Raw genomic sequence first — 25,260 nt, forward strand, 5'->3', positions numbered from 1 at the left:
ATGTTATTGTTATCCCCTTTAATGGGATTGACTCCCGATAGCTCTCTGTGGGGAATTTCATGTCTTATCAAGTGCTCGCCCGCAAATGGCGTCCAGCAAAATTTGAACAAATGGTTGGTCAGTCCCATGTGCTCATGGCACTCACTAATGCATTAAGTCTGCAACGTCTTCATCACGCTTATTTGTTTACCGGAACCCGTGGGGTCGGTAAAACCAGCTTGGCACGACTTTTTGCCAAAGGGTTAAACTGTGAAACCGGCGTCACCGCTAATCCTTGCGGTGAATGTTCAAGTTGTATTGAAATTGCTCAAGGCCGTTTTGTCGATTTAATTGAGGTCGATGCAGCGTCGCGCACCAAAGTGGATGATACCCGCGAATTACTCGACAATGTGCAATATCGTCCATCTCGTGGCCGGTTTAAAGTCTACCTCATAGACGAAGTCCACATGCTGTCGCGCAGCAGTTTTAATGCCTTGTTAAAAACCTTAGAAGAACCCCCTGAACATGTAAAATTTTTGCTGGCGACCACTGATCCACATAAATTACCGGTAACGGTATTGTCTCGTTGTCTGCAATTTAATTTAAAGAGTCTGTCGCAACAAGAGATTTGCAAGCAACTCGAGTACGTGATTACTCAAGAGCAATTGCCTTTTGAACCTCAAGCATTAAATGTATTGGCTAAGGCGGCTAATGGCAGTATGCGAGATGCATTGAGTTTAACCGACCAGGCCATTGCATTTGGTAGCGGGCAGGTGATGCTTGAGCAAGTACAAACCATGTTAGGTAGTATTGATGAGCAGCATGTCATTGCGCTATTAAAAACCTTATGTGATGCCGATGTGGCGCCTTTGATGCAAATGGTGGCAAAAGTATTAGCGTTTGGCGCTGATGCTGAAGAAGTGTTGCGAAGTCTACTCGAGTTACTGCATCAAATTACCTTGACTCAGTTTGCTCCTGCAGCGGCTCAACAGTCTCTGTTCAGTGAGCAAATTCTAGCGTTTGCCCAGCAATTATCGCCAGAGCAAGTGCAATTGTATTATCAAATGTTACTGAATGGCCGTAAAGATTTAGCGTTTGCGCCAGATCCAAAATCAGGGCTGGAAATGGCCTTACTGCGTGCGGTGGCTTTCACGCCTGAAAAGCAAGTCAAACGTTGGGTAACAACTACGCCAGCGGTAATTGATTTAGCACAAACGCACGAGGTCACAGATACAAGCCCAAAGCCTAAAGATTCAGTATCCGTTAGCCAGGCAACGCAAAGTGAAGCTCCAGCATCAATGCCATCGGATGTGACACAAGCCAATGTAAGCCAAGTCTTGGCAACCCCACTGGATACTGAATTAACCTCGGCAGAATCGAACGATGCTGCTTCGCCTGATGATGACACAACGCAAAGTGAGTTAAGCGATGATGAACTCGATAATGTGCTTAGCGATGTCGATGAGGCACTCACTGATGCTGCATTAATAGCAGAACAACATGTGCTGTTGAGTCAAGCTGAGAGCTTTGGCTTTAATGATAAATCACCCACTAAAACGATGCCACAACCCCCGGCTCTAGATACGAAAGAGCCTGAGCCCGTTACGACAGATATTGAGCGCAATGACCTTGCTGCTGATGGTCATCAAGATTCAAATGTTCAATCTACACATCAAGACGGTTTGGATTCCATCAGTGACACCACAGAGCTTAGCGACGTTTTAGGCGTTTCTGTTGATAACGCAGCCAATGATTCACTTGATAGCACTTCAAATATCTCATCAGACGATTCTTTTGATGGCTATTCGTTTAGTGATTACGATCAAGACAGTGATTATCAACCTGCTGACCAAGACGATTATATGACATTTTCTGCTCAGTCTGAGTCTTCGTTCCAGTCAGAGTCCCTGTATCAATCTCAGCCCTTGCATGAGTCATTTGAACAAACGAATACACTGAGTGTATCTGCAGAAGCGCCATCTGCAGATACTTCATCGCCTGAAACACCGATAGAAGCTGAGTTAAAATCAGAGGTTGAAACAGCTGCAAACCAAGAAGATGCGTTAGATTTTCTTAATGTGGTACTGGCCAGCCGCGATTCGTTAATTGCTGATGTCGGCGCGCTGCAACAAAAAGAAGCGGAAGCTGCCAAAGTGCCCGTTGCCGGTAAGTTAGCTAGCATAAGTAAAGTACCTACTGCACCGAAACGCTTTGCGACAACAGCTGAATCATCTCTTGAACCTTCGACAGACTCATCACTTGAGTCATCACTTGATATGTCGGTAAAGGATGCGCCGATTGAGCCGCATAACGCAAGCCAGGTAGAGGCCAATCCAGAGTCTGCCTCTGAGCCTGCCTCAGAGTCAGCCACTATCTCTGTAAAAACGCCTGATGATGTGCCAAGTGGTCAACATGCTATAAATAAAAGTGCAAATGCCGATACTCAATACGATAGGCCGCCGTGGGTAGAGCCAGCAGTTGATGAGTCATTTAATACGTTTGCCGATTTTGCTCAGCAAAAGACAACACAATCTGCCCAAGCAGGCTCTGCAGCAAAAGAGCCAACCTCGAGTGCGCTAACGGCATCAAAGTCGACTATTACCGCTGAGTCATTAGCTAAATCTGACGCACTCCAAGCGTCAACCGCAATGGTGCCTTTTGCCCCACACAGTATTGAGGGTAATGAGCTTGATTTGCATTGGTATAAAGTGATGACTAATGTGTCTGTAGGCGGTCGAGTAAGGCAGTTGGGCGTAAACTCAGTGTGTCAGGCACAAACTAATCCACTGGTGTTGGTATTAAAACCAGATCAAAAACACCTTTCTGCACCCATTGCGATAGATCAATTGCAAGTTGCGTTAACGGATTATTTGCAGCAACCAACCGAAGTTCAAATTCAAATTGGTATTGTCCCCAAACGGGAAACACCGTTAGAATTACGTAAACGATTTCATCGCGAATTGATTGCTCAAGCTGAGCAGTCAATTTTGCAAGATGATAATACTCAGTGGATGATCCAACGATTATCTGCGCAATTAGACAGTGATAGTATTGAGTATCCGCCTGAGCAATTGGCGCAAATTGCCCATGATATTGCTCAAATAACGGCTCAATCATGATCAATAACGGGTAATTTAGGTTGAATGAACATATCTTCATCTCAAAAATGCTCAGCCTAGATTGCCAATCGATTTTATTTCAGTAAGATTAGCGTCATTATGGCGACGTGCTAACAATCCTAATTAGAGAGAGACAAACTATGTTTGGTGGAAAAGGCGGTATGGGCAATTTAATGAAACAAGCCCAAATGATGCAAGACAAAATGGCAAAAGTGCAAGAAGAGATCGCACGCACAGAAATGACGGGTGAAGCGGGTGCTGGCTTGGTTAAAGTAACCATGACAGGTAACCACAGCGTGCGTAAAGTTGAAATCGACCCAAGCTTAATGGAAGATGACAAAGAAATGCTCGAAGACTTGATTGCTGCGGCATGTAATGATGCAGCACGTCGTTTAGAAGAAAATCAAAAAACTAAAATGGCCGAAGTGACTGGTGGCATGCAATTGCCTCCTGGAATGAAAATGCCGTTTTAATCGTTGTTGTTAACAACAAACAAAAAAAGCTCAAGCATTATGCTTGAGCTTTTTTGTTTGCGCGTCAGAGTCAGCTTTACCAATTACCAATTACCAATCACCAATGCGTATTGCTAACACATTATCACGACGATTAAACCGCATTCGCATGTTTCACCTTTGGTTTATCAAAGTTAACTCCAAGTATAAAATATTTGACATATAGTTGTGATGTATTACGCTATGTTAAGTTAAATATTTTATACATTAAGTTCGTTGAGGTTAACATGGGTAATAAGCAGAAGTTGATTCAATGGTTACAAGAGACCAGTTTTAGAGAAGTGACGTTATCGGTCGATTTTTTAGTGACAGCGTACATTAGTTACTTTTACCTAAGTCAGTTGCTTAATGCCACACCAGAGCAACTCGCCTCCATAGAATGGCTCTCTACTGTGCTACTTGAGGTGATTGTTTACTCCATTGTTTTGATGGTCGTCAGTTATATCGTATTGGCGTTCATCAGCGACGATGAATTATCTCGGCCGATGGATGTGAGAGAAAAGCAGATTAATTTGGTGGGCTACAAATACAGCGCCATCATTTTACAAGTCGGGGTGGTTTTAGCCTTATTTCAATATAATATCGCCGCCCAAGATTTCGAGTTTATGCAATCAAGCGTGCCGCATTTACCGTTACACATTTTAGTTGGATCTTTCTTAGTGGCGGAATTAGCACATTATGGTGTGCAGTTGTACAAGGGCCGTTCTGGAGATATTTATGAGTAAGCCTGATGACAATAAAATCGGGATTTCGAACTCAATTCGCACCCTACGGTTTTTAAATAATGAAATGACTCAAAAGCAATTAGCGGAACACATTGGTGTTACTCGGCAAACAGTGATGGCAATTGAATCGAATAAATACTCGCCGACACTTGAGGTGGCGTTTAAAATCGCAGAAGTGTTCAACTTACCGTTAGATAAAGTATTTAGTTACCGTTCGGGTAAATAACTCGATGATCAAATATGCTCCTTAAAGGATTAACCTTTGCATTCACGCTCAGCTCAGACAATAATCGCACAGCATTGTCGTTCAGTGAATGTGTTTTGGGCAGTGTCGATGGTATTACAATTAGATCAGTCATTAAGGTATTCACAATTTTATGAAGTTTAGTCCCTTGCTCGATGAGTTAATTCAATCTTTACGTGGTTTGCCAGGCGTAGGCCCTAAATCTGCGCAGCGTATGGCATTTCAGTTGTTAGAACGTGAACGTAAAGTGGGGTTGAAATTAGCCGAGTCATTACAAAAAGCCATGTCTGAAGTAGGGCATTGTCAAAGTTGTCGAACCTTTACTGAGCAAGATCTATGTCCTATTTGTGCAAGTCACCGCCGTGTCAATGCCGGTATCATTTGTGTGGTTGAAACACCTGCAGATGTGCTCGCCATTGAAGCCGGTGGTCATTTTACAGGGCGTTACTTTGTGTTACTAGGGCATTTATCGCCACTTGATGGTGTCGGCCCAGAAGAGCTAGGCCTGGCACTGTTAGAACGTCATTTAGCGTCAGACGATGTCAGCGAACTTATTTTAGCCACCAATCCCACGGTAGAAGGGGATGCGACAGCCCACTTTATTGCTGACATGGCAAGACGTCACAAAGTGATTATTAGCCGTATCGCACACGGTGTACCGGTAGGCGGCGAACTTGAGTATGTCGACAGCACCACGCTAGCCTTGTCATTTAATGGCCGTATTCCGCTTTAATCGCTCATATCTGTGTAACGGTTCATAAAATCCTATGTTTGCCTGCCAATCACTGATTGGCAGGAATTTCCCGTCAATATTGTCTCTCCAGCGAACAGACTGTAATCAATTTTTATTCACAAAATGTTTTTAGAGTCGATAAACATGGATTGTTGCGGAAATATTGAGCAATAAAATCCAACAGCCCTTGAAAACAGTTTAAAGCCCCCCATTTCTTGGTTAACGAAGATTTTTACACGAGTGCATCGTTCGACTCGTTTTGTATTAACGTAACACCAAGGGAAATTATTCATGTCTCAACAAGAAACTCATGGCTTTCAAACCGAAGTAAAACAACTATTGCATTTGATGATCCACTCTTTGTATTCCAATAAAGAGATTTTCTTACGTGAATTAGTCTCAAATGCAGCCGATGCAGCAGACAAATTACGCTACCTTGCACTCACCGACGATGCGTTATACGAAGGTGATGGCGAATTACGCGTACGAGTGAGTACGGATAAAGAAAAAGGCACGGTTACTATTTCTGATAACGGTATCGGTATGACCCGCGACGGCGTTATCGAGCATTTAGGTACCATTGCTAAATCAGGCACAAAAGACTTTTTTAACAACTTGTCTGGTGAAGCATCAAAAGACTCACAGTTAATTGGCCAATTTGGTGTCGGTTTCTACTCTGCATTTATCGTGGCGAAAAAAGTCGTTGTGCGCACTCGTGCTGCCGGCCATGCGGTAAACGAAGCCGTATTGTGGGAATCAGAAGGTGAAGGTTCATTTAACGTTGAAACCGTCACTAAAAACACTCGAGGCACCGAAATCACGTTACATCTTCGTGATGAAGAAACTGAGTTTGCAGATGAATTCCGTTTACGCTCAATTATTTCTAAATACTCAGACCATATCTCTATTCCGGTAGAAATGTTTGAAGCGGGCCAACCAGAGTCAGAAGGTGAAGACGGCGAAAAAATTGCTGCCACTGAAGGCACTTGGAAGCCAATGAACAAAGCCACTGCGCTTTGGACACGTAATAAAGCTGATATTACTGATGAAGAATATCAAGAATTTTATAAGCATATTTCACACGATTATGCCGATGCCCTTAAATGGTCTCACAACCGTGTTGAAGGTAAGCAAGAATACACCAGCTTAGTTTACATTCCAGCTAAAGCACCGTGGGACATGTTTAACCGTGACCATAAACACGGCTTAAAACTGTTTGTGCAACGAGTGTTTGTGATGGATGATGCTGAGCAGTTCATGCCAACGTATTTACGTTTTGTAAAAGGCTTAATTGACTCAAAAGATTTACCGCTAAACGTATCGCGTGAAATCTTGCAAGACAACCAAGTGACCAAAAATTTACGTCAAGCGTTAACCAAACGTGTACTTGGTATGCTTGAAAAGCTAGCTGAAAATGATGCCGAGAAATACCAATCATTTTGGGCTGAATTTGGCCAAGTATTAAAAGAAGGCCCTGCAGAAGATTTTGCTAACAAAGAACGTATTGCTGGCTTACTGCGTTTTGCTTCTACTCACGACAATTCAGCAGCGACTACCGTATCGTTAGACGCCTACATCGAGCGCATGAAAGAAGGCCAAGATAAAATCTATTTTATCGTTGCCGACAGCCATGACGCCGCAGTAAATAGCCCGCACTTAGAATTGTTACGCAAAAAAGGCATTGAAGTGCTACTGATGTCAGAGCGTATTGACGAGTGGTTAATTAATCACTTAACTGAGTTTAAAGGTAAAAAACTTCATTCGGTTACCAAAGGCGATCTTGAATTAGGTTCACTAGAAGATGAAGCTGATAAAGAAGCTCAAGATAAAGTGGCAGAAGAAGCTAAAGGGTTAGTTGAACGTATTAAAGCGGCATTAGCAGACAAAGTGTCTGATGTGAAAGTAACCTCACGTTTAACTGACACCCCAGCGTGTGTAGTGACTGGTGACGGTGAGATGTCGACTCAAATGATTAAATTGATGCAAGCTGCAGGGCAACCTGTACCAGAGTCAAAACCGACATTTGAAATTAACCCAAGCCATCCATTGGTTGAGCGTTTAAATAACGAAGCCGACGAACAGTTATTTGCTGATTGGTCTAACTTGTTATTACAACAAGCGTTACTGTCAGAGAAGGGCAGCTTGTCCGACCCGTCTGCGTTTATTAAGCTCACAAACCAGATGTTAATGGCCAGCTTTAAATAAGCAAACCTAAAGCAGTAAAAGCGGACAGTAGTCCGCTTTTGTTTTTGGATGATACCGGGGGCTCCATGGACTACCTGATTAATTTAACCAAAGAAAACATCCAGCAAGTTGTCGATACCTCAATGGAAAAAATGGTGGTATTAGCATTTTGGGCGCAACCTCAGCCTGAAAGTGTACAGATGCTGCAAACGTTAGAGCAGATAGCACAAGCTCAGGCGGGTCGATTTATTTTGGCTAAAGTCGATTGTGAAGCTGAAATCGAAATTGCGAATTATTTCCAAATTCAAAACTTACCGACCACATTGGTGCTAGACAAAGGTCGCCCAATCGATGGTTTTGCCGGCGTACAAACTGAGCAACAGGTGAATGATTTACTCGACAAACATTTGCCACCGTTATGGGTTCAGGAGTTTGATGCGATTAAGCAACTGTTAGCAGAGGGAGAACTGACGCCAGAAGAGTTGACTCAACTCGCTATAAAGCTTAAATCCGTGTATGCCAATGCGCAGCAAGCTGCTGAAGTGGGCTTAGTAATGGCAGACGTTGCCTTACAGCAGGGGTTGTTAGCCGATGCAAAAGCGTTATTAGCTCACATTGGTTTAGCGGATCAAGACAGTTATTATCAGAATCTAATGGCCAAATTAGCCTTAGCTGAAGATGCGGCTGATACTCCCGAGATCCGCCAGTTACAACAAAGTGTGACAGAACAACCTGATAATTTAGACGCGGTTGTTTCGTTGGCAAAAGCATTAAATATAGCGCATCGAAATGAAGAAGCGCTTGAGCTGCTGTTTGCTATTTTGCAAAAAGACTTAGGCGCATTAGACGGTAAAGTTAAACAAGCCTTTATGGATATACTCACTGCGATAGGACAGGGCAATGCGTTAGCCAATCAATATCGCCGTAAATTGTATACCTTACTGTATTAAACATGCCTTAGCGTTTTTGTTACAAACCTTATTAGATTTAGGTCTAATGTCATAACAAAAGCGCTATTAAAAGTGCGGTATATGTGCGAAAATCGCCGCCCTAAAAAGAACATAAACTTAAAAGAGGACTTTTGAGATGCGCATTATTTTATTGGGTGCCCCAGGTGCCGGTAAAGGTACCCAAGCTCAGTTCATTATGGAACAGTATGGTATCCCACAAATCTCAACCGGTGACATGTTGCGTGCAGCCGTTAAAGCTGGCACTCCATTAGGTTTAGAAGCCAAGAAAGTCATGGATTCAGGTCAATTAGTGTCTGACGACCTTATTATTGGTCTTGTGAAAGAGCGTATTGCTCAAGATGATTGTGTAAAAGGTTTCCTACTTGACGGTTTCCCTCGCACAATTCCTCAAGCAGATGCAATGGCTGAAAATGGCATTGAGATTGACCACGTGATTGAAATTGACGTGCCTGACGAAGAAATCGTTAAGCGCATGAGTGGTCGTCGTGTTCACTCTGGTTCTGGCCGTGTTTATCATGTTGTGTTTAATCCACCTAAAGTGGAAGGCAAAGATGATGTAACGGGTGAAGAGCTTGCTATTCGTCCAGACGACGAAGAAAGCACAGTTCGTAAGCGTTTAGGCATTTACCACGAGCAAACTAAACCATTAGTAGATTACTATGGCAAAGTGGCTGCAGAAGGTCGCACTCAGTACAACAAGTTTGACGGTACTCAGTCAGTGACTAAAGTGAGTGAGCAGTTAGCCAACGTATTAAAGTAAATACGATGTTAATGCGTAATAAAAACCTGCTGATGCAGGTTTTTTTATGTCTAAAAATTGTTCCACTAATGTCTCCCTATTCTGCGTAAGGTCAAACTGTGAGAAACAAGCGCAACAATTACTGCGCTTTAAGTTAAAATTAATATAATGTTATCGTTGATATATGGTAAAATCTGCCGCCATTTTCGCAGAGGGCGACTTTTCAACGTTGAACGTCGTCATAGGCAATTAACATCACACTGGCATGGATGCTAAGCTATGAGAGCCCAATATGAAGTTTCCCGGTCAACGTAAGTCAAAGCACTATTTTCCCGTAAACAGTCGTGATCCTTTATTGGCTCAACTTACCCAGCAACCACAGCCATTTTCGACTTACATTTGTGGCATTGATCAGACACTTGTCGATATTGAAGCCAAAGTCGAAGACGAATTACTTGAGCGCTATGGTTTACCTAAAGGTAACTCTACCCTCATTAACGACGAACAAGCGCATAATCTGTATCACGAGCTTAAATCAAATGAGATGATCAGTGACGAGTTTGCTGGTGGTACCATCGGAAACACAGTACATAACTATTCTATTTTAGCCGACGACCGTTCAGTTTTATTTGGCGTAATGAGCCAAAAAGTCATGGTTGGCAGTTATGCATATCGTTACTTATGTAACACGTCATCGAAAGTCGATTTAAACTATTTACAGCCTGTTGATGGTCCTATTGGTCGTTGTTTTACCTTGATTTCTGATTGTGGTGAACGCACATTTGCTATCAGCAAAGGCTCAATGGATAAACTGACGCCTGAGTTTATTAACAAAGACGTTATCCAAGGCAGTTCGGCATTAGTTTTAACCGCTTATTTGATGCGTGCCAGTGACGGTGATGGCATCACAGATGCTGCGATGACAGCCATTGAATATGCAAAAGAAGCGGAAGTGCCTGTCGTGCTAACCTTAGGCACACGCTTCTTAATTCAAGAAGATCCTAAATGGTGGCAAGACTTTATTAACGATCATGTGACCATTTTGGCCATGAACGAAGATGAAGGTGAGGCGCTAACCGGCTTTAAAGACCCGCTATTGGCCAGTGAAGCTGCGCTTGAGTGGTGTGACTTGGTATTAACTACCGCAGGGCCGATTGGTCTTTATACCGCTGGATACGCAGAAGACAGTGCTAAACGTGAAACCAGTCATTTACTGTTACCGGGCGCAATCCCTGAATTTAACCGCTATGAGTTCTCTCGGCCTATGCTGAAAGAAGATTGTGAAACACCGATTAAGGTGTACGCGCACATTTCTCCTTACATGGGCGGCCCAGAGCTTATTCGTAATACCAATGGCGCGGGTGATGGTGCGTTGTCGGCTTTACTTCATGACTTGTCTGCCAATACCTTCCATAAAACCAACGTACCAGGGTCAAGCAAGCACAAACGTGATGGCTTATGTTATTCGTCATTTTCACAAGTGTGCAAGTACGCTAACCGTGTTGCATATGAGGTGTTAGCACAGCATAGCCCGCGTTTATCGCGTGGTTTGCCTGAGCGTGAAGACAGTTTAGAAGAGTCATACTGGGAGCGTTAATTTCGCTTTAGTTAAAAAAAACGATAATGCATCATCATTATCGTTTTTTTTTGCTTGGAATTTAATAGAATAACCTCAGTTCAGGTACAATCTAAACTTACCCGTTCATTAACAGCAATTAGCATCAGCTAGTAAAGTAAGCAATCAGGAGCGTCACGTGAAAGGACAAATCTTAAGAGAGATGCATGTACTTAAGGCTATTGAGCCTGAGTTTGAAGTTCAGCGCCGAGTTGCATTTATCAAAGCAAAACTTAAAGAGTCGCATAGCCATAATGTGGTGTTAGGCATTAGTGGTGGGGTTGATTCTTCATTAGCGGGTCGTTTATGTCAGTTAGCTGTTGATAGCTTAAACACAGAGCAGAGTGATATTGTCTACCAATTTATTGCAGTGCGATTGCCTTATCAAATTCAAAAAGATGAAGATGAAGCGCAGTTAGCCTGTCAGTTTATTCAGCCTTCAAAGCAAGTCACTGTGAACATTGCTGACGGAGTATTAGGCGTTCACCATGCCACACTCGCGGGGTTAGTTGAGGCTGGTATGACATTACCAGAAGAAAACAAAGTCGATTTTGCTAAAGGTAATGTCAAAGCCAGAATGCGAATGGTTGCTCAGTATAATATTGCCGGTTTAGTGAGTGGTTTGGTGGTTGGCACCGATCATAGCGCAGAAAATATTACCGGTTTTTATACTAAATTTGGTGATGGTGCATGTGATTTAGCGCCACTTTTTGGCTTAAATAAACGCCAAGTGCGCAAGCTTGCTGCATTTTTAGGTGCTCCTGCGTTATTAGTTAACAAAGCACCCACAGCAGATTTAGAAGACAATAAACCACAGTTAGAAGATGAAGTGGCACTGGGATTAACCTACGATCAAATTGATGACTTTTTGGAAGGCAAAGATGTGCCTAAGTCAGTAGAAGATAAATTAGTTGGAATTTACAAACGCACGCAGCATAAACGCCAACCAATTCCAACGATTTACGATTAATCAGCTGTTTATCGCAAGTTGCATTCTTGTGTGCTCAATTAAGGCATTAGAATATTGTCGGTAATCTAAATATGGCGTCAGTAAACATGTGTGCTGACGCTGTATTTTATTATCCTCATCAATGGCTTGCCAAAGGTTAGTTTCTTCTGTATTCGCATTTGACTCAGTATCTGTAATGCTTAGCCCTAGCCGTTGTTGAGTCTCTTTGCCACATACAATATGCCAGCAGTCTTTTGTGAAGTGCTCTGGTACTGACTGCGCTAGTAATAAGAGCTCTGGAACGGTATTTGGCATCACAATGCGTAATTGGCAAGTTAAGCGGGGAAGCGACTGCGGACTCGTTTGTGTCGTTATCTGTATGAATTTGTCATCATGAAATAAGTTATCTCTGATGCATTTCCATGCCGTACCTTTGTTTGCGGTGATATCCACTTGTAAGCAGCATATCTTAGCCATAATGGTAACAATTTTTCGCCAATGATTTCCATTTAGGGCAATTAATTGTGCAATAGCATCGGGTTGTGTTGCCTGCCAATCGGCTGGCAATATTGGCGGAGTCGGTAGATAAAAAATGATGTCAGCTATTTGCGGGCCTAGCATCATTGTTGCTTGGTTACTCTGCATGAAATGTCTACAACCTCCGGCTTCTCGTTATTTAAAAAAGTCTGTAGTTATTTAAAAAAGTCTATAGCGATATAAATGCGTAATGGTCAACCATTTGCTGTAAAAACAACCTTGAAAGTTAAACGAGCCTAGCGTTTATCGCGTTTGTCATACGCGCTGTACTGAGTTTAATGATAAAATCTATAATAAGCTTAATCAGCAATGTATCAGAATATTGATTGACGATACATCAGCATGTTACTGAGCTCATCGTATTAATGGTTTGGTATTTAACGCGTGTGGCGGGCTTATCAAATGAATTGTTTGCTAGCACATCATCGCAGATTGGATATTCATTTATTCACTTGTTAATCTCATTAGGTTAACGAATTTTATGACTTAAGGTAGAGAATGCGCGCCATTGTAATAGGCTCGACCAAACACCTGTTATTTGCTGCTTTTTATGGTGCAATCGGGATTAGTGTTGCCATTCTGTTCACCGCTGTATGGCTGTTAAACGATCGGCCCAATTTATCAATATGGCATACCACGCATCTCACATCAGAATATCATCAACAGTCAGGCCTAGCTGATTTTAATCAATATCTTAAATTAGAAGATAAGCTGTTTGCTGAGGTTGAGCGCAAAATATATCGTCAATACCAACCACAGTTAGCCTCACCACTGAATCGTTATGAGCGCCACAGTTTGTCTGATCCCGCCTTGTGGAAACAAAACTGGAACCGCTCTTTTGAGTGGCAAAACCCCCAAGCTGAATTTGGTTTATTGCTGATCCACGGTATGTCAGATTCACCTTATGTGATGTCGCATATCGCGCAACATTATCAACACCAAGCGCATATTGTGGGATTAAGATTGCCTGGTCATGGCACCGTACCTTCAGGACTCACAGACATTACCTGGCCAGATTTAGCGGGCGCGGTATCTCTTGCCGCAACACATTTGGCTGCCCAATTACCCGGTAAACCCATTTATGTTGCCGGTTTTTCTACTGGCGCAGCTTTAGCATTAAACCATGAGCTTGAAAATATTAACCTTAATAAGCCGACAGACTTTGCGGGAATGATATTTCTCTCTCCCGCAATTGGTTTGGCGCCTATTGCAGCAGGGGCATATTGGCAAGCTAAATTGGGACGAGTATTAGGCCAAGATAAACTGTACTGGAATAGTATTCAAACTGAGTACGATCCATTTCGATATCAATCTTTTGCCGTCAATGCGGGGGACGTGGTCTACCGATTAACATTACGCAATCAAACGTTACTGGCTGGGTTAACGGATAAGCAATACAAGGCCATAGCACCGATATTAACGTTTCAGTCAGTGGTCGATGATACCGTGTCGTCTTTATCTGTGGTTGAAAAACTTTATCAACACTTGCCAGCATCTAAAGGGCATGAATTAGTGCTATTCGATGTCAATCGCAAACACAGCCATAATCAATTATTAATGCATGACCCTTTAGCACCGTTTGCGCCTTTTTGGCTTACGACGCCATTACCTTATCGTTTGAGTTTGCTTGAAAATGATATGCAACACGATAATCATGTACAAGTGCGAGAACTGGCAAAGAACACGAATTCAACGGATGTACAGGCACTGACATTAACCTGGCCTAAAGAAGTGTATTCATTGTCTCATGTGGCATTAACCTTTCCCATAGAAGACACTTTGTATGGCCCATTAGCCAGTGAAGAGTCAGATAAAATACAAATAGGTCGGGGAATATACCAGGGCGAGAGGGGAATTTTTAGTGTCACCGCTGCAGATATGTTACGTCAAAAATGGAATCCATTTTACCCGTATATGATGAATAGAATGGACGGGTTTATTCAACCCCGTCCATAACGTTATATCAGTTTATTCAGTGATAATATCGATGACGGTCTTATTGCGTCCATCTTGTTTTGCTTGATAGAGATTGTCGTCTGCAATTTTTATCCACTTGTCTAACTCATCTGCGTAGTCGGGATTGGCTGTAATGGCTCCTATACTTACCGTGATATGAAAAGATCGTTTGTCCTCTGGCGATATCATCTCAAACTCAGCTAAAGCCTCCCTAAAGCTGTTTAAATGATGTTGTATGTGCAGGGCGTTGGTGAGTGGTAAAATGAGTAAAAATTCTTCACCGCCATATCGAGAAACAATATCAATGTCGCGTTTAAAGTATTTTTGCAGTAACTGGGCAAAAATACGTAAACACTCATCACCGGCTAAATGGCCGTAGTTGTCATTAACCTGTTTAAACAGATCCAAATCCAATACTGCCACGGTAATGGCTTGTTCACTTCGTATACAAAATTCCAATAATTCGGTAAATTTACGTTCAGCGTAACGGCGGTTGTATAAACCCGTTAGTGGATCTCGGTCAACGAGCTCTTTGAGCTTACGGTTAGCCGTCTCTAGCTCTTCCGTACGCCTTGCCACGGTCTCTTCTAGTTCCACTTGATGGTCGATTAATTGCTGCTTACTGGCGGCTAATCGTTGATATAAACTGAATACTTCTTTTGGCGAATTCTCATCAATGCTTTGAACCTTATTGATGCCTAATGTCGATGGACTAAATTGGCTGGCAACGGCTTCTAAAGGCACTGTGAGTAGTGCACTGAGTTTTCTTGATATGTAAAAAGTCCCCATTAACGATATCAGTAGCATGATAAAACTACTGAACATTTGCTCTTCAGCCAGTTTTAGCAAAGGAGAGAATTCTTTTAAGATATATACAGTCCAGCCGTTATCCAGTGTTTGGTGGGCATAGATATATTCTGGCACTATCGATTTAGGACGCTCAATATTGAGTAGCTCTAGACTCGTACGATATACCCCATCATTTATCACAAAATTAAATTTCGATAACGATGTTAACCCGAGTTTTTCAGAAGCATAAATAATTTGGTTTTGTTCATCCACCATAACTACTGATTCATCGTCGGCATACTCACTCGTTTGATCTACATGTGAAAAGTGATTTAAATCTAAAGATCCTTCAACAATTCCAGCAGTAGTGGTGTGCTGTTCATTGGTATAAAAAGGCGCGCTCATAGCAATGATTGAATCATTACCAAAACCTCGTCCCAGAAATACCGATGAAACAAATAAGCGATGGTTGTAAAACGATTCGATAAAATAGTCGCGGTCTTTAATGGTAATTTTTTGCGTGTTACTTTGAGCTAATAAACGAGACACTGGGCTTGCCGCAACGATTTCAGCTTGAGGATTGGCAATCAACATGCTAATAAAACCCGGATAACTATTGTGTAAATTAGATAAAACCGGTTGCCAGTGCAACGGATCGTCAGCGGCAATCGTTAATTGGTTTGCAGCGTTGGCAATAACCGTTTTGTGGTTGTTGATGTAATTTTGAGCGGATGTTGCTAAGTGAGACACTGCATCATTGATGTTTTCTTTTAACATCGCTTGTTGACGCTCTAAGAAGTAAAAATTAAAAATTAGCGCAGAGAACAGTAAGGTGAGGGTGACCATGAGGGTGAAAAAGTAAGTGAGCTGTGCACTTAATAAGCGGCGATGACGATCTTTTACCTTGTCTTTAAAGAACCACAGTTTAGGTATGGCTAAAATAAGTAACGAGGCAATGCTGGTATAAACCAAGCCATTAACACCTTGCTTCGCAATAATAAAACCTAAATGCGATGACGGTATGTCCATAATAAAGGTGACATACAAATACACTAAAGGTGCACCGATAATTAACCAATAAGCTGCGTCTGCATACAAAGCATAAATATCACGTCGTCTGGCGTAACCTAAAAATAATGCCTCAAGTCCAAAGAATAAATACACATGAGGACTGTCCCAGATAATCATTAACCCTGTCGATGCGAGCATCGCTGTCACAAATGCATACCAAGGCCCTAGTAAGACAGCGGCTATTACGGTGACAGTGTTACCTAATACAAATTGCACATTGGCAAAAAACTGAATTGGATAACAATTAATTAACAAACCTACGATACCTAAGGCAATAGAAAAAAGCAGATGTTGTTGGTTAATCTTGGGAAGCTTCAAAAAGAGGTCCTTATTGATTTTATTATAAAAAGCGTCTTGCTATTCAACACTTATCTCAAGAAACCGTTGAGATTTCAATGTAAAACCAGATTTTTTATCATCAAATTGTATTTTAAATGTTTTTAAAATATTGATTTATGTTGTTTTTTAAAGCCAATTTTGTTCGACCTTGGTCTAACTCAGTTTAATTGGTTTGTTATTTTTTTACAAAAAATATTTCATTAACTTTCTGATAAATAGTGTTTTTATGTCTAACTCGTTCCTTAAGGATATTCGAATACGACTAAGGTCTTGATTGTGGTGTTGCTCTGAGTTGCTAAATTAACAATGACTTTACAAAAACTAACACAGGGGAGTCGCAATGAGTTTTGAAAATAACGAAAAGGCAGCGGGATACTGGCGCGAAAATTTACGCTTAGTACTTAGCTTGCTTGCAATTTGGGCTGCAGTGTCATTTGGCTGCGGTATTTTATTAGTTGATATATTAAACGAATTCACCTTCATGGGATTCAAACTGGGGTTCTGGTTTGCGCAGCAGGGTGCAATGTATGTATTCGTGGCGCTGATTTTTGTTTATGTAGCGAAAGCTAATGCATTAGACAAAAAATACAATGTTCAGGAAGACTAAGGGGCACTACGATGGATGTTCAAACACTCACATATTTAATTGTCGGCGCAACTTTCGCGTTGTACATCGGGATCGCCATTTGGTCTCGTGCAGGTTCTACTAAAGAGTTTTATGTTGCTGGTGGCGGTGTTCACCCTGTGATGAACGGCATGGCAACGGCGGCAGACTGGATGTCTGCGGCATCATTTATTTCACTGGCAGGTATTGTGTCGTTTGTTGGTTATGACGGTTCAGTATATTTAATGGGCTGGACAGGCGGTTACGTACTATTAGCATTATGTATGGCACCTTATTTACGTAAATTTGGTAAGTTTACGGTTCCAGACTTTATTGGTGACCGTTATTACTCGCAAACCGCGCGTACGGTTGCAGTAATATGTGCCATCTTTATCTGTTTTACTTATATCGCAGGTCAAATGCGAGGCGTAGGTGTGGTGTTCTCCCGCTTCTTAGAAGTTGAGGTGGAAACCGGCGTATATATAGGTATGGCAGTGGTGTTCTTTTATGCTGTATTAGGCGGCATGAAAGGGATTACTTACACTCAGGTTGCGCAGTATTGTGTGTTAATTTTTGCCTTCATGGTGCCAGCAATCTTTATTTCGGTGATGATGACAGGTCATATTTTACCGCAAATAGGCTTTGGCGCTGAGTTAGTCGACGCAGCGGGTAATGGCACTGGGGTGTACTTACTCGATAAACTTGACGGCTTATCAGCAGAACTTGGTTTCTCCCAATACACCGAAGGTTCTAAAGACATGATCGATGTGTTCTTTATTACAGGTGCATTAATGTTTGGTACTGCTGGTTTACCACACGTTATCGTGCGCTTCTTTACTGTACCTCGAGTAAAGGATGCACGAATCTCTGCGGGTTGGGCATTAGTGTTTATCGCAATTATGTATACGACTGTGCCTGCTTTATCTGCATTCTCACGAGTGAATATGATTGAGACCATTAATGGTCCAGATTCAACAGGTGTACCTTATGAGACAGCACCTTCTTGGATTAAAAACTGGGAAAAAACCGGTCTTATTACCTGGGAAGATAAAAACAACGATGGCAAGATTTTTTACACCAATGGTGATAAAAATGAAATGAACATCGACCGTGATATTATCGTACTTGCCACGCCTGAAATTGCATCGCTTCCAGCATGGGTTATTGCCCTTGTTGCAGCGGGTGGTTTAGCGGCGGCATTATCGACTTCAGCGGGTCTGTTGCTTGTAATCTCTACTTCGGTATCGCATGATTTACTTAAGAAAAATTTGATGCCAGATATTTCTGACCAAAAAGAATTGATGTACGCTCGTATTGCCGCGGCATTAGGTGTGGTAATGGCCGGATACTTTGGTATTAATCCCCCAGGCTTTGTGGCTGCGGTGGTGGCGATTGCATTTGGTCTTGCTGCAGCATCGTTATTCCCAGCTATTATCATGGGGATCTTCTCTAAGACTATGAATAGAGAAGGCGCGATTGCCGGTATGGTCATTGGCTTACTGTCTACTGCGGCTTACATTGCTTACTTTAAGTTTATTAATCCTGCTGCCAATACATCTGAAAATTGGTTCTTCGGTATTTCACCTGAAGGTTTTGGTATGGTGGGTATGATTATTAACTTTGGTGTGGCATTTGCGGTCAGTAAAGTGACAGCTAAGATACCTGATGAGATTGTAGAAATGGTTGAGTCTATCCGTTTCCCTAAAGGATCGGGTGAAGCACACGATCACTAATCATCAATCCTGATAATTAAGTTAATTTAAAGGGCGCTTCGGCGCTCTTTTTGTTGGGCTTAAGTCCTATAGCAGCAATTCCACTGCCTTTGCTATAGTGTTTGTATGGTGTGTTCAATATGGAAAAAATATGGATGCAAGCGAGTTACAACCCGTCGAGCAGTTTTTAGCTGCACACTCTCCATTTGATTCATTACCCGCAGAGGTGATTAGCCGTTGCGCAAAAAACATCACGGTTGGGTATTACAGTAAAGTCTCTGCCTTTGTCGAGTTTGATACGCAAAACCCTAAATTGTATATCGTCCGCAGTGGCGCATTTGAAGTGCGCGATCCTGAAGGCATACTGGTAGACCGGGTTGCAGAAGGCGAGTGCTTCGGTTTTTCGACATTATTATCGGGTGAGAAAGTCGTTAATAAAGTAGCCATTTTAGAAGATGGTTTGGTGTACCATTTGCCTCAAGCCATTTTTGCGCAATTACGTGCAGAACAGCGCAGTTTCGATCAGTTCTTTGCTCGAGCGTTTGCCAAGCGTTTGCGTAATGAAGGACGTTTTAAAGCTAAAGATCTGACCACTACCAGTCGTATTACCTCAATTATGTGTGCAAAACCCATTATTGTTCAGGCTCATGCCAGTGTCATCGATGCGGCTAAAATCATGCGTGATCACCGAGTGTCGTCAGTCCTGGTGATTGATAATGACAAGCTTGTGGGTATTTTAACTGACCGTGATTTACGAAACCGTGTTATTGCGGAAGGGTTAGATGTTAATACCCTGGTGAGTCAAGCCATGACGGTTAGCCCTATCACTACTCATGCCAATGCACTAGTTTTTGAAACCATGCTCACCATGAGCGAGCATAATATTCACCACTTGCCGGTTGTTGATGGCAGCAAAGCCATTGGTATGATCACCAGCACCGATATTTTACGTGCGCAGCGTTCGCAACCATTATTGCTCATAGGTGAAATTGGCCGCCAGGCCAATATCGACAGCTTAATCCAAGTCAGTAAACAAATTCCGTTGTTACTGCAAAACCTCATCAGTGCCGACGCCAGGGCTGAAGAAATTGGCCGAGTATTAACGTCGGTGACTGACGCGTTAACGCGCCGCTTAATTGAGTTAAACCAGCAAATTTTAGGTAAGGCACCAATGGCTTTTTGTTGGTTAGCCTTTGGCTCGCAAGGCCGCCAAGACCAAGTGGCGTGTTCTGATCAAGACAATGGTTTATTGCTGGCGCACGAACCTGATGAATTTGCAGCTGCTTATTTTGAAACATTAACTCAAGCGGTGTGCAAAGGGCTTGATCAGTGTGGTTATGTTTATTGCCCTGGCGATATTATGGCGCAAAACCCTAAGTGGCGTTTACCGTTAAACCAATGGAAATCGTTATTTAAGCATTGGGTGTTAACGCCTGATCCTAAAGCATTAATGCATGCCAGCATCTTTTTTGATATGCGTGCGGTATTTGGGCCAATAAGCTTATTCAGTGAATTACAAGATGACGTGTTAGCGTCGACTAAAGATAACGATATATTTCTAGCGGGTATGGCTGGAAACTCGTTAACCGAATCACCGCCGTTGGGGTTTTTTAGAAAATTTGTGCTTGAACGTGATGGCAGTGAAGTCAAAGGCATGGACTTAAAGCATAAGGGCAGTGCATTGATTAATGATATCGCCAGAGTGTATGCGTTAAGTGCAGGCATAAAGGAAGTAAACACCGCCAAAAGGATCAGGGCCTTGATGGATGCCAATATTATTAATCGTAAAGATGCGCTTAATCTTGCTGATGCACATGAATTTATTGCCCATATGCGCCTTGCTAACCAGGGCTATCAAGCGACTAATAATTTGCCAATCAATAACTTTTTAAAACCGCAGCATTTATCATCTTTATTACGCCATCAACTGCGTGACGCATTTAAAGTGGTGCACGATGCTCAGGCTGGAATTAAATTGAAGTTTTTGAGGAGTTTTTAGTGGCGACGCTTTGGTGGTTCAAACTGTTATTTTGGCGCAAAAAAATGACCGGTTTACCAGAGCCATTAAACCAGTATTTGCAGGCGATAACGCCAGCACTTGATTGCTCTTTTCTTGATGCGCCGTTAATGGCAATTGATCTTGAAATGACAGGGTTAGACCCTAAGAATGACCAAGTGATTAGTATCGGCTTAGTGCCGATAGTGAAAGGCGAGATCCCATTAGCAAAAGCGCAACATCTCATGATTGCCATTAGCGGCAGTGTCGGACACAGCGCCACTGTTCATGGCATTGTTGATCATCAACTGCACACCGCATTAACTTTGCCAGAAGCGATGGCATGGTTTTTATCGCAAACCGAAGGTCATATTCTAATTGCACATCATGCACCACTAGACATCCAGTTTATTCAACAGCAACTGGTACGCTGTTTTGGTCACTCAATCCCGTTGGTGTTTATTGATACTTTAGCGATTGAAAAAAAACGCAGGTTGCAACAACAAGATATTTTACAGCAAGGATCGTTAAGGTTAGGTGCAAGCCGAGCGCGTTATCATTTACCTGTATATTCGGCTCATAATGCTCTGGTTGATGCGTTATCGTGTGCAGAACTCTTGCTCGCGCAAGTGGCGGCGATGGGGGATGTTAAAAAGTTAACAGTAAAGAAATTGATTGATGTTATTGGGTAAGTTGTTAAATCGCGGTTTGTAATTAAAGACAAGAAAGCCAGATTAAGACTGACTTTCTTGTATCAATAAAGGCGTTATTCTGCAGCTTTAGCTTTACTGAAAAAATAATCAACAGCCGGTTTGATTAATTCCAATGCAGTTTTATCACACGGTGGTAATGCGGCGTCACTAACATTAATTGGCGTAGTGCGCTCGCCCCACTTGAATAGCATTGCTGCTGATGTTAATCCTGCACCAAAAGCACATGATAAAATGGTTTGGCCAGGCACGATTTTACCTTGTGATAACGCATCGCAAATCGCGATAGGAATAGTTGCTGCAGATGTGTTGCCATAGTCGGCAATATTCACAAAAGCTTTTTCTTTAGGAATTTTCATCCGGCTAACGAGGGTGTCGATAATACGCTCGTTTGCTTGATGGGGAATGACAAAATCAACATCGTTAATGTCGGTATTGCATTTCTCAAGCACTTTAGCGCTTAAATTACCCATGCCATGGATTGCACGCTTAAATACATCTTGACCGTTGATGTGGATATAAAAATCCAGAGACTCAGTATCAAATCGGTCCATTTGGGTGCCAAAGTTAGATTGTAAAATATCGCGCCCTTCAGGATCGTTATTTAACTCATAACCTAATATGCCGCCTGGACTGTCACTGGCTTCTAGTACAATTGCACCAGCGCCATCGCCAAACAATACTGCAGTTTCACGGCGAGACCAATCTAAGTAAAAAGATAACCGCTCAGCACCAATGATAAGAATTTTCTTATTTTGGCCGCTTTTAATCATTGAGCTTGCTAAGCCTACGCCATACAAAAAGCCGCTGCATGCCGCGTTTATATCAAAAGCACCACATGTAGCGCCAATATTGGCCTGAACAGTAGAGGCAATATTAGGAATTAACGTATCCGGGCTGGCGGTGGCTAAAATGATTAAATCTAACTCACTGCCATCTATACCTGCTGCTGCAAGTGCGTGCTTTGCCGCAACCGATGCCATTTCAGAGGTATTAACATGGCTTATATTACGTTTACTGATCCCTGTACGCGTTTTAATCCACTCATCGGTAGTTTCCATGAATGTGGCTAAGTCGTCATTAGTCAGTGTTGCGGTCGGTACTGATTTTCCCCAACCGGTAATGTGTGCATACTGCATAGCAATTCTCTCAATATAGGTTAACAGTCATCTGTTTAACATCAATAAGCTGACACAGATGTGTATGTGTTACTAAGACTATCTTGATGTCATGACTGTTGTTATGACTTAATTTTTTGTTCTACTAATTTGGTAATCGAATCTGCTGCATGCAAAATATGTAGGCGCAGTAAATCGGTTGCTTTTTGGACATCACGATCTTTACACAGTTCAAGTAAAATTCGGTGTTCACGCTCAGCCGTTGGAATGCCACCCGTAAATAACAGCTGCAAACGAATATAACGATCGCAATTGGTATTTAAGCCGTGAACCACATCGAGAGTATGGGGACGGTTTGCCGCCTCGTACAAACGAGTATGAAAACGGGTGTTAAGTTCACTCCAACTGGCCACAGACTCTTTGAGCTTAAATGCCAATTCCAGTTGGATAAGCACGGCTTCTGCTGCTTCGATGTCTTGCTCGGTCAAATTGGGAATGGCTTTTGCCAATAAATCTGACTCAATCATGGCGCGAAGTTCAAATAACTCAGTCACTTGTTCAACTGACAGTTTAGTGGCCGTAGCCCCTTTATGCGGTTCAAAATTGACTAGACCTTCTGCCTCTAATTGCACTAAGGCTTCACGAACCGGAATTCGGCTAACATTTAACTGTGCCGCAATTGCGGACTGTCTTAGCGGTTCGCCACCTGCTATATCACCAGAAAGGATCTGTTCTCTGAGCGCTTCCACAACAAGTTGTGTTCGTGTTTTGTGAATAATAGGAGGTATATTGCTCATGTATTTTTGTGTTCATCACTAATTTCTTCGAGCAAGGGTAACGCTTAGCAGCTGCATTATAAAGTGAAACATATGCATAAATGCAGATAAACATCATAAAAATGGACTAAATGATTAAATACGCAAAATTAAACAGTTTGTCTGGCACCAAATTGATGTCAGTGGGATAATCCATTTAGTATTGAGTTTGAGGAGTGACTAGGTTGAAGAAGGCTGTATTTTTAGATCGCGATGGCGTTATTAATAAAGACACTGGTTATGTGCATAATGTTGATGACTTCGAATATATCGATGGCGTGTTTGAAGCATGTTTAGCATTAAAAGAGATGGGCTATCTACTTGTTGTTGTCACTAACCAATCAGGTATTGCCCGTGGCCTGTACAGCGAAGATGACTTTCATCATTTAACCGAGTGGATGGATTGGAACTTTACTGATAAAGGTGTCGACCTTGACGGTATTTATTATTGTCCACATCATCCTGAAAAAGGCTTAGGTGAATATAAGCAAGATTGCGATTGTAGAAAACCTAAACCGGGTATGCTCAATTCTGCGGCCCAATTTCTCAAAATTGATTTAAGCCAATCAGTTATGGTCGGCGATAAAGCCGATGACATGAGAGCGGCAAAAGCGGCTGGTATTAATAGCGCGATATTAGTGCGTTCAGGTAAAGTCGTCGATAAAGAGGGTATTGAGCTTGCTACAGCAGTAGTCGACAGTATTGCTGACGTGCCGAACTTACTTCGCCAGTCTTTATAAAATAGATACGGTTTCTTATAGAGGTAGCGTTAGTGTTAAGAGTCTCGCTACCTTTATATAGAGATACATGTAATGCAGTTCAATTTAGTAACAGTAGTAATAGTAGTAGTAACAGTAGTAGCAGTAATAGAAGTAGGCTTAGCTTGTTTATCTCATCGTTGTTTCTTTAATCACTCACTTCTCACTCACGTCTCACTGAGCCTTTATCTTTTATATCGTCATTAACTCGCAATAACCCGCAGTGGGGGGAAACCATAAGTGGTAACCGAGATAACGATAGCAGCATTATCATCTTAAGTTCTGTTAACCCGCACCATATCGATAAAGTAATACATTTGGTCCTTCGCTTCCAATTAACATCACATTAACTTCATTTCAGCCATATTTAAGTCTCTATAAGCTAATTTAAGCACTTATTCTCTGTAGAGTGCCATTTTCCGCCCTAATCGACCGAGGAAATAATAATTATGTAAAGTAGCAGTGGGCCTTATTTGTATATAAAATCAGCTAAAACAGTTGAAAATATTGGTTTGAGTTTAAAAACTGCGCAGTTAGGCGTTAATATCAATAAAATTTGATAAAAGCCCTTGCGCAATAAATTGAGTTCCCTATAATGCGCACCACTGACACGGAACGCAGCGTCTAACGCGAGTTACCAAGTTCGCTCTTTAACAATTTATCAAGTAATCTGTGTGGACATTCACAGGTATTGAGTTATTCGAAATTGTCTTCTTGTTCTTCGGAATGTAGGCAATCAAAAAATTTAAACTCAATGATGAGAATGTTCATAGTAATATGAAACTACAGCAATGTAGTGAGTAATTTGTGAGCTCTTTGAGCAAAGCGAATTATGACAGTAGAATTCATTGAGCCGTTCGACGTAGTCGAACAAAAAAACTTTAATTGAAGAGTTTGATCATGGCTCAGATTGAACGCTGGCGGCAGGCCTAACACATGCAAGTCGAGCGGTAACAGGAAGTAAGCTTGCTTACTTTGCTGACGAGCGGCGGACGGGTGAGTAATGCCTAGGGATCTGCCCAGTCGAGGGGGATAACAGTTGGAAACGACTGCTAATACCGCATACGCCCTACGGGGGAAAGGAG

The 25,260-nt window shown here is 42.1% G+C and carries 20 protein-coding genes and 1 rRNA gene; 17 read left to right on the plus strand and 4 right to left on the minus strand.

Features of this window, described 5'->3' with window-relative positions:
- The first annotated feature begins 59 nt into the window (after positions 1-59).
- The 10 genes from dnaX to nadE all read left to right on the plus strand — a co-directional run bounded on the left by dnaX (position 60) and on the right by nadE (position 11,791).
- Entirely contained in the window at positions 60-3,098 is a 3,039-nt protein-coding gene (gene dnaX / locus AC19MV_RS11895) for a DNA polymerase III subunit gamma/tau (RefSeq protein WP_498307762.1), read from the plus strand.
- A 140-nt stretch (positions 3,099-3,238) separates the two neighbouring features.
- The gene (locus AC19MV_RS11900; RefSeq protein ID WP_160054287.1) at positions 3,239-3,571 is read left to right on the plus strand and encodes a YbaB/EbfC family nucleoid-associated protein; all 333 of its coding nucleotides are present in this window, start codon (positions 3,239-3,241) and stop codon (positions 3,569-3,571) included.
- Positions 3,572-3,837: 266 nt separating this feature from the next.
- On the plus strand, positions 3,838-4,335 hold the full coding sequence (locus tag AC19MV_RS11905; RefSeq protein WP_498307763.1) for a hypothetical protein: 498 nt from the start codon (positions 3,838-3,840) through the stop codon (positions 4,333-4,335).
- Positions 4,328-4,561 carry a helix-turn-helix transcriptional regulator gene (locus AC19MV_RS11910; RefSeq protein ID WP_498307765.1) on the plus strand — a complete coding sequence of 78 codons (234 nt, stop codon included), beginning with the start codon at positions 4,328-4,330 and terminating at the stop codon, positions 4,559-4,561. Before AC19MV_RS11905 ends, AC19MV_RS11910 begins: the two co-directional genes overlap by 8 nt.
- A 151-nt stretch (positions 4,562-4,712) precedes the next feature.
- Positions 4,713-5,312: a recombination mediator RecR gene (recR, locus tag AC19MV_RS11915; protein ID WP_498307767.1), complete on the plus strand. Its 600-nt coding sequence runs from the start codon at positions 4,713-4,715 to the stop codon at positions 5,310-5,312.
- 291 nt (positions 5,313-5,603) lie between these two features.
- Positions 5,604-7,517, plus strand: a complete 1,914-nt coding sequence (gene htpG / locus AC19MV_RS11920; RefSeq protein ID WP_498307769.1) for a molecular chaperone HtpG — start codon at positions 5,604-5,606, stop codon at positions 7,515-7,517.
- 65 nt (positions 7,518-7,582) lie between these two features.
- Positions 7,583-8,446 carry a co-chaperone YbbN gene (locus tag AC19MV_RS11925; protein WP_498307771.1) on the plus strand — a complete coding sequence of 288 codons (864 nt, stop codon included), beginning with the start codon at positions 7,583-7,585 and terminating at the stop codon, positions 8,444-8,446.
- Between the two features lie 136 nt (positions 8,447-8,582).
- Entirely contained in the window at positions 8,583-9,227 is a 645-nt protein-coding gene (gene adk, locus AC19MV_RS11930) for an adenylate kinase (protein WP_498307772.1), read from the plus strand.
- A gap of 271 nt (positions 9,228-9,498) precedes the next feature.
- Positions 9,499-10,803, plus strand: a complete 1,305-nt coding sequence (locus AC19MV_RS11935) for an inosine/guanosine kinase (RefSeq protein ID WP_432402809.1) — start codon at positions 9,499-9,501, stop codon at positions 10,801-10,803.
- A gap of 157 nt (positions 10,804-10,960) precedes the next feature.
- Positions 10,961-11,791 (plus strand): NAD(+) synthase, encoded by an 831-nt coding sequence (gene nadE / locus AC19MV_RS11940; RefSeq protein ID WP_498307774.1) that lies wholly within the window; start codon positions 10,961-10,963, stop codon positions 11,789-11,791.
- Here nadE and AC19MV_RS11945 read toward each other — a convergent pair whose 3' ends face one another.
- Positions 11,792-12,415, minus strand: a complete 624-nt coding sequence (locus tag AC19MV_RS11945) for a DUF6942 family protein (protein ID WP_498307776.1) — start codon at positions 12,413-12,415, stop codon at positions 11,792-11,794. It abuts the gene before it with no gap.
- A gap of 390 nt (positions 12,416-12,805) precedes the next feature.
- On the opposite strand from AC19MV_RS11945, the gene AC19MV_RS11950 reads away from it, so the two are divergent.
- Positions 12,806-14,263, plus strand: a complete 1,458-nt coding sequence (locus AC19MV_RS11950; protein WP_498307778.1) for an alpha/beta hydrolase — start codon at positions 12,806-12,808, stop codon at positions 14,261-14,263.
- A gap of 12 nt (positions 14,264-14,275) precedes the next feature.
- Here AC19MV_RS11950 and AC19MV_RS11955 read toward each other — a convergent pair whose 3' ends face one another.
- On the minus strand, positions 14,276-16,441 hold the full coding sequence (locus AC19MV_RS11955; RefSeq protein ID WP_498307779.1) for a diguanylate cyclase: 2,166 nt from the start codon (positions 16,439-16,441) through the stop codon (positions 14,276-14,278).
- Between the two features lie 361 nt (positions 16,442-16,802).
- On the opposite strand from AC19MV_RS11955, the gene AC19MV_RS11960 reads away from it, so the two are divergent.
- From AC19MV_RS11960 to AC19MV_RS11975, 4 genes are all read left to right on the plus strand, one after another.
- Positions 16,803-17,069, plus strand: coding sequence for a DUF4212 domain-containing protein (locus AC19MV_RS11960; protein WP_188957018.1), 267 nt, complete (start codon positions 16,803-16,805; stop codon positions 17,067-17,069).
- 11 nt (positions 17,070-17,080) lie between these two features.
- Complete coding sequence (locus AC19MV_RS11965) at positions 17,081-18,799, plus strand: sodium:solute symporter family protein (protein ID WP_498307781.1); 1,719 nt, start codon at positions 17,081-17,083, stop codon at positions 18,797-18,799.
- Positions 18,800-18,929: 130 nt separating this feature from the next.
- Complete coding sequence (locus AC19MV_RS11970) at positions 18,930-20,777, plus strand: DUF294 nucleotidyltransferase-like domain-containing protein (protein WP_498307782.1); 1,848 nt, start codon at positions 18,930-18,932, stop codon at positions 20,775-20,777.
- Positions 20,777-21,466: an exonuclease domain-containing protein gene (locus AC19MV_RS11975; RefSeq protein WP_498307784.1), complete on the plus strand. Its 690-nt coding sequence runs from the start codon at positions 20,777-20,779 to the stop codon at positions 21,464-21,466. The genes AC19MV_RS11970 and AC19MV_RS11975 overlap by 1 nt, the downstream gene beginning before the upstream one ends.
- 74 nt (positions 21,467-21,540) lie before the next feature.
- Here the strand turns inward: AC19MV_RS11975 and AC19MV_RS11980 are convergent, their stop codons facing one another.
- Both AC19MV_RS11980 and AC19MV_RS11985 read right to left on the minus strand, forming a co-directional pair.
- The gene (locus AC19MV_RS11980; protein WP_432402825.1) at positions 21,541-22,623 is read right to left on the minus strand and encodes a ketoacyl-ACP synthase III; all 1,083 of its coding nucleotides are present in this window, start codon (positions 22,621-22,623) and stop codon (positions 21,541-21,543) included.
- Between the two features lie 101 nt (positions 22,624-22,724).
- Positions 22,725-23,399 carry a GntR family transcriptional regulator gene (locus AC19MV_RS11985; protein ID WP_432402827.1) on the minus strand — a complete coding sequence of 225 codons (675 nt, stop codon included), beginning with the start codon at positions 23,397-23,399 and terminating at the stop codon, positions 22,725-22,727.
- A 203-nt stretch (positions 23,400-23,602) separates the two neighbouring features.
- Between AC19MV_RS11985 and gmhB the strand changes: the two genes are divergently transcribed.
- Both gmhB and AC19MV_RS11995 read left to right on the plus strand, forming a co-directional pair.
- Complete coding sequence (gmhB, locus tag AC19MV_RS11990; protein WP_498307785.1) at positions 23,603-24,157, plus strand: D-glycero-beta-D-manno-heptose 1,7-bisphosphate 7-phosphatase; 555 nt, start codon at positions 23,603-23,605, stop codon at positions 24,155-24,157.
- Between the two features lie 900 nt (positions 24,158-25,057).
- Positions 25,058-25,260: ribosomal RNA gene (locus AC19MV_RS11995) — 16S ribosomal RNA — on the plus strand; the annotation flags it as partial.

Source organism: Shewanella sp. MF05913 (genome assembly GCF_059758095.1).